This window comes from Arthrobacter sp. SO3, assembly GCF_020532825.1.
In the GTDB taxonomy this organism is placed as follows: Bacteria; Actinomycetota; Actinomycetes; order Actinomycetales; family Micrococcaceae; genus Arthrobacter.
The window spans coordinates 36,055-44,768 of sequence record NZ_MQTS01000006.1 but is presented as its reverse complement, the minus strand read 5'-3'; the positions used below and the strand labels follow the sequence as shown (position 1 = coordinate 44,768).

The 8,714-nt window shown below is 65.9% G+C and carries 9 protein-coding genes and 1 tRNA gene; 2 read left to right on the top strand and 8 right to left on the bottom strand.

From position 1 onward, the window contains the following. Positions 1–30 precede the first annotated feature (30 nt). Complete coding sequence (efeU, locus tag BJQ90_RS00870; RefSeq protein ID WP_226758423.1) at positions 31–894, bottom strand: iron uptake transporter permease EfeU; 864 nt, start codon at positions 892–894, stop codon at positions 31–33. 244 nt (positions 895–1,138) lie between these two features. Then, positions 1,139–1,630, bottom strand: a complete 492-nt coding sequence (locus tag BJQ90_RS00865; protein WP_226758422.1) for a YajQ family cyclic di-GMP-binding protein — start codon at positions 1,628–1,630, stop codon at positions 1,139–1,141. A gap of 198 nt (positions 1,631–1,828) precedes the next feature. On the opposite strand from BJQ90_RS00865, the gene BJQ90_RS00860 reads away from it, so the two are divergent. Together BJQ90_RS00860 and BJQ90_RS00855 are read left to right on the top strand one after the other, a co-directional pair. Further along, a complete protein-coding gene (locus BJQ90_RS00860; protein WP_226758421.1) occupies positions 1,829–2,083 on the top strand; it encodes a hypothetical protein in 255 nt (84 codons plus the stop codon). A 150-nt stretch (positions 2,084–2,233) separates the two neighbouring features. After that, positions 2,234–2,315 (top strand) — tRNA-Tyr (locus tag BJQ90_RS00855). A gap of 88 nt (positions 2,316–2,403) precedes the next feature. On the opposite strand, the gene BJQ90_RS00850 is transcribed toward BJQ90_RS00855, so the two are convergent. From BJQ90_RS00850 to BJQ90_RS00825, 6 genes are all read right to left on the bottom strand, one after another. Further along, the gene (locus BJQ90_RS00850; protein WP_226758420.1) at positions 2,404–3,084 is read right to left on the bottom strand and encodes a Pr6Pr family membrane protein; all 681 of its coding nucleotides are present in this window, start codon (positions 3,082–3,084) and stop codon (positions 2,404–2,406) included. Positions 3,085–3,127: 43 nt separating this feature from the next. After that, positions 3,128–4,351 (bottom strand): glycoside hydrolase family 26 protein, encoded by a 1,224-nt coding sequence (locus BJQ90_RS00845; protein ID WP_226758419.1) that lies wholly within the window; start codon positions 4,349–4,351, stop codon positions 3,128–3,130. A gap of 151 nt (positions 4,352–4,502) precedes the next feature. Continuing rightward, positions 4,503–4,931: an ATP-binding protein gene (locus tag BJQ90_RS00840; RefSeq protein ID WP_226758418.1), complete on the bottom strand. Its 429-nt coding sequence runs from the start codon at positions 4,929–4,931 to the stop codon at positions 4,503–4,505. Next, positions 4,924–5,256, bottom strand: a complete 333-nt coding sequence (locus BJQ90_RS00835; protein ID WP_226758417.1) for an STAS domain-containing protein — start codon at positions 5,254–5,256, stop codon at positions 4,924–4,926. Before BJQ90_RS00835 ends, BJQ90_RS00840 begins: the two co-directional genes overlap by 8 nt. Next, positions 5,231–7,237, bottom strand: coding sequence for a glycosyltransferase family 2 protein (locus BJQ90_RS00830; protein ID WP_226758416.1), 2,007 nt, complete (start codon positions 7,235–7,237; stop codon positions 5,231–5,233). The genes BJQ90_RS00835 and BJQ90_RS00830 overlap by 26 nt, the downstream gene beginning before the upstream one ends. Next, positions 7,234–8,604 carry a PP2C family protein-serine/threonine phosphatase gene (locus tag BJQ90_RS00825; RefSeq protein ID WP_226758415.1) on the bottom strand — a complete coding sequence of 457 codons (1,371 nt, stop codon included), beginning with the start codon at positions 8,602–8,604 and terminating at the stop codon, positions 7,234–7,236. The genes BJQ90_RS00830 and BJQ90_RS00825 overlap by 4 nt, the downstream gene beginning before the upstream one ends. Positions 8,605–8,714: the final 110 nt, after the last annotated feature.

Below are 8,714 nucleotides of genomic sequence, written 5' to 3'. Positions count from 1 at the left end.
CGGGCGAGGTGCGGGGGTCGGAGTGGGGTGTCAGGCCGCGGCGGAGGCTGACGGGGCCGCCACTGCGGCCGTTTCGCCGGGGGTCCGGCGGAGGCTGCGGCGGTATGACCGGAGGTAAAGCGCCATCACCGGAGTGACGTAGAGGACCCAGACGGTGGCCTCAAGCCAGGTGGTGGCGGGGGAGAAGTTCAGGGTCCCCTTCAGCAGGGTGCCGTACCAGGACGACGGCGGCACCGCCGCCGTGACGTCGAAGGCGAGGGAGTGCAGGCCCGGGAGCAGGCCGGCCTCCTGGAGGTCGTGGACCCCGTAGGCCAGGACCCCGCCGGCCACCATGATGAGCGCAGCGCCGGTCCAGGTGAAGAACTTGGCCAGGTTCACCCGCAGGGCGCCGCGGTGGAGCAGGTAGCCGAGCCCGGCGGCGGCGGCCAGGCCCAGGACCGCTCCGAGCAGCGGGGAGGACGACTGTCCGGCCGACTGCGCGGCGGCCCAGAGAAAGAGGGCGGTTTCGAGTCCTTCCCGGCCCACGGCCAGGGCGGCGACGGCGACGAGGCCCCAGGCGGCGCCGTCGGCCACCTTGTCGATCTTGCCGCGGAGGTCGCTGCCGAGGGTCCGCGACGTGCGGGCCATCCAGAAGACCATCCAGGTGACGAGGGCGACGGCGGCAATCGACAGGCTGCCGCCGATCGCTTCCTGGGCCTGGAACGTGAGTCCGCGCGGGCCGAAGGTCAGGAGGGCGCCAAAACCGATGGAGACCGCCACGGCCAGTCCGACGCCGGCCCAGATGCGGGGAACAAGCTGCCTCCGTCCGGTCCGGGCCACGTAGGCCAGCAGCAGGACAACGATCATGGCGGCTTCAAGGCCCTCACGGAGGCCGATCAGGAAGTTCGCGCTCATATGGATGCTTTCGGGTAAAGGTGACTAACTAAGGTTTGCCTAAGAACCAAGGTAACCCTTACCCGATGAAATACGAAAATCTTACGTGACGTAATTGACCGGCAGCCCGGCGCGACGCGGCCCGGCGGCCCGAGGCGACGCGCGTTTCGTCCCGTGACGCGCAAAAGGGCTGGCGACACCGGAATACCGGCGCGCCAGCCCTTTTGTGCAGCGTCAGAAATTATGCGCCGCGGACGGACCCTAGCTAGCTGCGGAAGTTCACGAACTGCAGGTCGGCCTCGTCGAAGCCCTTCAGCAGGTTCATGGTCTCCTGGAGGTCGTCGCGGGACTTGGAGGTCACCCGGAGCTCGTCGCCCTGGATCTGCGACTTGACGGACTTGGGGGCCTCGTCGCGGATGAGCTTGTTGATCTTCTTCGCCAGGTCCTGGGCGATGCCCTCCTTGATGGTGGCCTCAAGCCGGAACTCCTTGCCGGAAGGGTAGGGCTCGCCCGTTTCGAGGGACTTCAAGGAGATGCCTCGGCGGATGAGCTTGGACTGCAGGACGTCCAGGACGGCGAGCACGCGCTCTTCGGAGTTGGCCTTCATGAGGATCTTCTCGTCGCTGAAATCGACCTCGGCGCCGACGCCCTTGAAGTCGTAACGCTGGACCAGTTCCTTCTGCGCCTGGTGCAGCGCGTTGGCGACTTCCTGCTTGTCGACCTTGCTGACGACGTCGAATGTGGATTCGCCTGCCATGACTGTCCTCCTGATGGTTGGGGGGTGCCCGGTGAAGGGCCGTTGTGTCTGCAATCCAGCCTAGTACGGATGCCCCTGATGTGAAGGCTGCAGAGCGTTGTCCCGTTCACAGCCCGCTCAAAGGTGGGTCAGGGCGGGAACGAAGTTTCGGGCGGCAGAGTTGCAGGAGTTGGAAGAGTCGTTCGAAAGGCACGCAACATGCAAAACAAGGCCGTCCGGTATGCCGTCCGCACCACCGCAGCAGCCGCCGTTGGTTTCGCCACTGCCGCAACGTCGGTGGCGGCGGCAACACTGGCGGCCTCGATTATCTTCAGCCCGGCCGCGGATGCCTCGTCGAGGCTGGATGGTGTCCACACCGATCTGGCACGTGCCATCCAGCTGAACCAGATCACGGAGGAGCAGGCTGCACGGTTCGAATCCAAACTCGCCGGACGCATCCTCGGAGAAGCCTGATTTTCCGCGCTTTTTGGGGCCGCCAAGCGCCGATTCGATTCTTCGGCTTAAGTTCTGTAAAGTTGTCTTGCCCGCGGTTACTGGAAGCGGAACGGACTGGAAACAGCCGTTCTGAACATGGAAGCCGCGAGTGATCTTCTTTTGAAGTTCGGCAGATTACCCGAGCGGCCAAAGGGGGCTGACTGTAAATCAGCTGGCAACGCCTACGGGGGTTCGAATCCCTCATCTGCCACCCTTGGAAAAGCCTCCGGAACCAACAGGTTCCGGAGGCTTTTCCTTTGCCCTGGGCGGCCCAGGTTTCGTCCCGACCCGGCCCGGCCTCAGTTGACGGTGCTGCCCTCAGGCTGAAGGGGCGCCGTCGCAGCACCGGCGGTGACCCGGTCGGATGTCGGCGCAATGTGGAGCCGCGTGGAAAACGCAGTGATGAGTGCGAGGACGAAGGCTGCGGCAGCGATGGCCAGCGCCATGACCGCCACGGTCCCGTAGCCGCTGATCCGGGGGTCCAGGAACGGGTAGGGGTACCAGCCGGCGATGGGACCGCGGATCAGGCTGTAAACCAGATACAGGAGGGGGAACGCGAGCCAGACCAGCGAGGTGCGCACCGGGATCCTCGTCCTGGGCAGATCAACCAGCCAGTCGATGACCATGATCGTTGGGATCGTGTAATGCAGCACGACGTTGATCCAGGGGATCGGCGTGTTGACGTCGATATTGCTCAACAGGAGATTGTAGACGATCCCGGTGATGGTCATGTAGATGGTCGCGGCCCCGCGCAGCAACTCCAGCCAGCGGGGGCTCTCGCCTTTCCACGCGTACCGGCCGCCAACCGCCAGGGTGATGAAAGCGATGATGTTGGATTCGATGGTGAAATAGCTGAAGTAGTTACCCGCGGTGGCGCCGGGCACATTCTGGAGCAGGTGGGTCAGCTGGAAAACTACGGCCAGGAATCCCAGAAGGGCAAACCAGAACCTGAAGAGCGCGAGGCCTCTATTGGGTGTCATAAAGGGATCCTATGGCGCAACGGCCTGTGGGCCCGGTAGCCGGCTACTTGGGGCGCGCGGCCAGGGCCGCGGCCAGCGCTGTGGCAGAGCTGGTGCTGCTGTTGATCCGCCAGTCGGTTTCCTTGTTGAAGTTGAACCAGACCACTGCTGTGACGTCGGGCTGCGCCGCAAGGTAGCTGATCAGCGACGTGTTCCAGGCCGCTTTGGATCCGCCTTGTTCCGCGGAGGCGGTCTCGGCAATGAGCACTTGTTTGCCGGGCGCGAGCCGCCTCATTTCGGCAAGCCCCGCGCTGAAGAGGTCAGACGGTGAGATCCAGCTGCTCCACGCGGCCGAGGTGCCCCAGTTGTATCCGTCGAGGGCCACCGCATCCACATAGCCGGGACCCGGGTACAGGCCGTCGAGCGGTGTTGACCCCGAGTAGGGGACGTTGGGATTCCAGACCCAGGTGATGTTGGCGGCGCCGGTGGCAGCGACGACGTCGTGGACATGCCGCCAGGCGGCGGCGTAGTCGCCGGGTCCGTTGCCGTTGATGCCCTCGGACCAGGGATACCAGTTGCCGTTCATCTCGTGCCCGAAGCGCAGCATCACCGGGTGCCCCCACGAGGCCAGGGCGGTGCCCCACTGTCGCAGATAGGGGTCGAAGTCTCCGGCGGTGATGCGGTCGAGGGAATAGGCCGGCTGTTCGGTTCCGCCGCCCCAGGTCCAGGGCTCCCACGCCAGCAGGGTCATGGCGCCCCGGCTGCGGACGGCGTCCAGTTCCGTGATGGGCGGTGCCTGGTTGAAGTCCTTGTAGGACAGAATGACGGACGGCGCCTCGCCGGCGAGGGACGCGGCCTGGTCCAGTTCGGCCAATGCCAGCGGTCCGCCGGGGGTGCCGACGCCGAAGCGCAGCGGCGCGCTGCTGATCACCGGCGGCGCCGGATCCGTCACCGGCGCGGCGACGACGGTGAAGGCCGCCGAAGCTTTGACCGTTCCGGCCACGGCCTGGACGTCAAGGACCGGCTGGGAGGTCTGCGGGATGACGACGTCGGCCGTGAAGTATCCGGAGGCGTTCACCTTGAAAGCGGCGGAGCTGGTGCCTGCGCTGAGCGTTCCTGAGCCCTTCTTGGGGAATCCGTTGCCGGTGACGGTCACGGTGGTTCCCACCGGACCCTTGGCCGGGCTGAGGCTAATGGACGCGGAGGCGGCCTGCGCGGGCACTGCTGCCAGTGACAGGCCCAGGACCACCAGGGCAAGTACGTACGCCACGCTTTTTAGCGGCTTCATCGGAACTCCTCGGCCGGACGCCGGGCAAGGCGGGGCATCGTGACGGTACACGGCTCCCTCCGGAAGCCGTAGCCTCCAGTGTCCGGCACGGCCGGCCCGCCCCGGCGCTGGAAAGTCGCAGGAGATCCTGAGGATTGTCCAAGGATTCCACTCAGCGCTGCAGCGGGGACCTCGACAGGATCCAGGTGTTCGTCCCGTCCTGGCGCTTGAACGTCACGGTGGTGACCAGGGCGCGGATGAGAGCGAGCCCGCGCCCGGATTCAGCCTCGCCGTCAGGCATGGCAGCGTCGGTATCAATGGGGTCAGGGCACATCGCGCCGAAGGCGCTGACCCGGGCCTCCAGCCTGACGGGCGTGACGCTGATGTCGACGCCAAGTTCCACCGGCTTCGTGGATTCGGGAACGGCGTGCTGCACCACGTTGCTGGCGGCTTCGATGACCGCGGTGGCGAACGTCATGCGGTCCATGTCCGGAACAAAGGAAGCGTCGTCCCACAGGCCGTCCAGCTCGGCGTGCACGGCGTCGATGACCTCCGGAAGTGCCGCCTGGCGCAGCGTCCGCCGGGCGAGGACGTCAGTCATCGCCGAAAGCAACAGCAGCGGACGGGTACGACGTCAGGACTTTGTCCATGCTTGTCAGGCCAAGGACCATTTGAACCTGCGGCTGGACTGCGGCGATCCGAAGATCACCACCGGCCTGCCGGGCGGCCTTGAGGCACCCGATGAGGGCTCCGAGGCCGGAGGAGTCCATAAAGGCCGTCTCTGCCAGGTTGATCACAATCCTCGCGGAACCCGCGGCCACAACCTCCGCCACCATTTCCCGGAGTTTCGGCGCCGACACCATGTTGAGCCGGCCGGCGGCTGATATCACGGCGTAGCTGTCATTCACTTTGTAGCTCAGGAGCACGGACTGCCCTTTCTTTGGATGACTCGATGGTGCTGTCTGCCGCATCGTTGGAATCGCTGCCCTGGTACCCGCGGTACCGGACGGCCCGGACCAGGATGCTCATGACGACGAGGTCAAACACCACCCAGATTACGTTGACCAGGGTGCCGATCGGTTCGGACATTCCGGCAGCAAGCCGCCCAATCCCGACAACCGCGGCGAGGACCAGCAGGACGGACACCACAATCTGCGGCCGGATCAGGCTCCACCCCGGTCCGCCGGACTGCCGGTCTTTGGGGGTGACGGCGAAACCGAGGGGCCGGCCGAACCAGACATTCCGGGCCGCCGTCGTGCATGCGGCGATCCAGGTCGGAAACAGGGCGAGGCTGTATTGCTGCCCCCGCCAGGTGGGGATGCCCCTCCCGGCAACCGCAAACAGGAGCTGGTTGACCACCATGAACGGGATGAATCTGACGAAGAAGTCCGCGCTGAGGCTGGTGACGGGCAGGACTCCGAACAGCAGATAGACGATCGGTGCCGCGAAGTAGACGACGGCGGCGAAGCCGCTGAGGTAGGTCCACATGGTCGCAAAGTACATCAGCCGCTGGCCCCATTTGAGTCCCCGCTGGACCAGGGGGTTTTCCCGCAGGAAGACCTGCATGGTGCCCTGGGCCCAGCGCAGCCGCTGGGTCAGCATGGTCCCGATGTCCTCCGGTGCCAGCCCGTTGGCCAGGACCTCGTGGTGGTACACGCTTTGCCATCCCATGGAATGGAGCCGCATGGCGGTTGCCATGTCCTCTGTCACGGAGATGGTGGCCAGCGGCATCACGGGCTGGGCCTCGCCGGTCCGTTCCACCGACAAGGCGTCCAGTACGGCCTGGACGGACTCGATCGCCCCCAGCGGCGACCAGTCCCGGGCCGCCATACGCTGCACCGCGTCCTCGGTCACCACGGGCACGCCCGCGTCGCCGATTTCCACCGGCGACATCGCCGCAATCTCTTCCAGATCAGCCTGGAGGGCGGAGACGTCGGCCGACACCAGCGCCTGGACGGCCCGGTCCACCCGGCGCCGCGCGCGGTAGGTGATCTCGCTCAGTGACTCGCCGGCGTCGAGTTGGCGGCGGGCCTCGAGGGTCGCCGCCTCGACCTCGTCGAGGGTCTGCTGCAGGAGGGCGGATTCGTTGGCGGCAGCTTTGCGGGCCTTGCGGATGGCGGCCTGGGACGCGCTGAGGGCGCGCCGGATGCTCTTTTCCGTTTCCTTGACGTAGCCGACGAGTCCCAGCTGCATCAGGGCCTCCCGCCGGAGCACAGCGTTGGAGCCGCAGAAAAACGCGGCATTCCAGCCGTCTTTCCCCTGCTGGATCGGGCCGTAGAACAACGGCGCCTGGCTGCCCAAGGGATCGTCCGCCGGGACGTTGATGAAGTACTGGGGCGTCTGGACGAGGGCGACTTTGCGGGTGTTGAAATAGCCCAGCGTCTTGTCCAGGATGTCCGGTTCAGGGATCTGGTCCGCGTCGAGAATGAGCAGGAACTCACCCTCGGTCTGCATCAGCGCGTTGTTCAGGTTCCCGGCTTTGGCATGCCGGGGCATCCCGCTCCACTCCGCACTGCGGGTCACGTACCCCAGCCCGTTCGCGGCGGCCAGTTCCCGGAACTCCGGGCGGTCGCCGTCGTCCAGGATCCAAGTGCTGTGGGGGTGCCGGATCTTCTTGGCGGCAAGCGCTGTTGCCATCACCAGTTCCGGCGGCTCGTTGTACGTGGTGATGAAGACGTCAACGGTGGCATCCGCGGGCGCGGGCGCCGGCGGTGTGCGGGTCTTGAGTCGCCAGACCGTCATGCCGAAGAGCATGACGTCGATCAGGCTGTAGGTTTCGGCGGCGACGAGGGGCACCGCTATCCACCATGCGTCCCAGTTCAGTGACGACAGCCAGCGCCAGACAATGTAGTTGACGCCGGTCAGCACCGTCAGTACGACGATGAGCCGGACCGAGAAAGACTTCACCGGGTTCCTCCGACGTGCAGTTTCGTGGGCCCGGAAAGGGCCGTGGTTCTGCTGCTGTCCGCATCCCGCCGGACAGCAAGGATGGTGACGTCATCGGGGTTGGATGTTCCCTGTGCCAGCCGGCGGACAGCGTCTACCAGCTCTTCCGCGGACCCCGCGGAGACGGCGAGGTGTCCAATCTCGTCAACCGCAGCGAGTGTTCCGTCATAAAGGTCCAGGACACCGTCACTGAAGCTGACGATCATGTCACCGGGGTCCAGCTGTGTTTCATAGGATTCCCACCGGGTGTCGGGGAGCAGGCCGACCGGAAAGTTCTCAGAGGCTAGCCTCACCCAGGTGCCTGTTGCCCGCACGACCAGGGTCAGGCCGTGGCCGGCGTCCGAGAACAGGATCCGCCCGTCGGAGGCTCTGAGCCGGGCGTGGAAGAGTGTCGCGAAGGAGCCCGCCTGGCCCAGGTCGGTAGTGAGGCAGTCCTGCGTGAGGGTCAGGGCCGTCGCGGGGTCGCCGTTGTTCCGGGCGCTGCGGATGACAGCCCGCGTCGTGGCAGCGATCATGCCGGCCCCGGCTCCCTTGCCCATGACGTCGCCGAGGGTGAAGGCGAGACCCTCTTCGATGCGGTACCAGTCAAAGAAGTCCCCTCCCACGGCGGCGGAGGGGAGACAGGCGCCGGCTATCTGGTAACCAGCCAGCGGGGCCGCGTTTGTTGGCAACAGGAAGCGCTGGATCTGGGCGGCCCGGCTGAGTTCCGCAGTGGCTGCGGCCGTCTGCTCGCGTGCGGTGCGGAGACGGCTCCGTGCCCGTCGCGCCAGCTCGTTGACCACAAGGGCTCCGAGCACGAAGATCATCGTGCTGTACAGACCGCGGAAGAGCTCGTTGGGGTTTGCGTCGATGCTCGACCCGAGGGCGAAGGGGACCATGATCGCAACGGTCACGCCCGCCGCCGCGTACCCCACGTGGCGCCGGCCTGGCAAGGCAGCGAGCCAGAGGACCGGCAGAAGGACGATCGAGGCATAGATGGAGTGGCTTTCCCCCGTGCCGTGCCGCAAGGCACCAGCCGCCAGGAAATCCAGGCACGGCACCATGAGGGTGAAGCGTGCCAGCCCTGGCCTGCTCGCCACGGCGGCGTAGCCGGTGGCCGCTGCCGTCATGACCGCCGCGGCTGCCAGTGCGGACCAGTCGCTCACCGTCAGCGTGGCGATGGAACTGCTCATGGCTGCGGCCACGATAAAGAACACGAGGAACGGAATTTGTTTCCGCAGCGGCGATAGCTCGTCCAGGCCGGTCACGATGGACGGCATCTGGGGCCGCAGCCGTGGCAGTTCGTCCACACCCGTCACCATGGCTTCACGCGTTGCCGTTTCCGCCACTGACTCCCCTATATATTCAAACTCTGCATATTCAGACTCTGCCGACTTTTGTGTCCACTGCATCCTACCGACCCCGAGAGGGGTGGCCTCCGGAGACAGGCCCGCGACAC

What these genes read in the sequence shown, in the direction of transcription:
- efeU (WP_226758423.1), bottom strand. Translation starts at nt 894, where the DNA reads ATGAGCGCGAACTTCCTGATCGGCCTCCGTGAGGGCCTTGAAGCCGCC.
- BJQ90_RS00850 (WP_226758420.1), bottom strand. Translation starts at nt 3,084, where the DNA reads ATGACACCCAATAGAGGCCTCGCGCTCTTCAGGTTCTGGTTTGCCCTT.
- BJQ90_RS00845 (WP_226758419.1), bottom strand. Translation starts at nt 4,351, where the DNA reads ATGAAGCCGCTAAAAAGCGTGGCGTACGTACTTGCCCTGGTGGTCCTG.
- BJQ90_RS00860 (WP_226758421.1), top strand. Translation starts at nt 1,829, where the DNA reads ATGCAAAACAAGGCCGTCCGGTATGCCGTCCGCACCACCGCAGCAGCC.
- BJQ90_RS00865 (WP_226758422.1), bottom strand. Translation starts at nt 1,630, where the DNA reads ATGGCAGGCGAATCCACATTCGACGTCGTCAGCAAGGTCGACAAGCAG.
- BJQ90_RS00840 (WP_226758418.1), bottom strand. Translation starts at nt 4,931, where the DNA reads ATGACTGACGTCCTCGCCCGGCGGACGCTGCGCCAGGCGGCACTTCCG.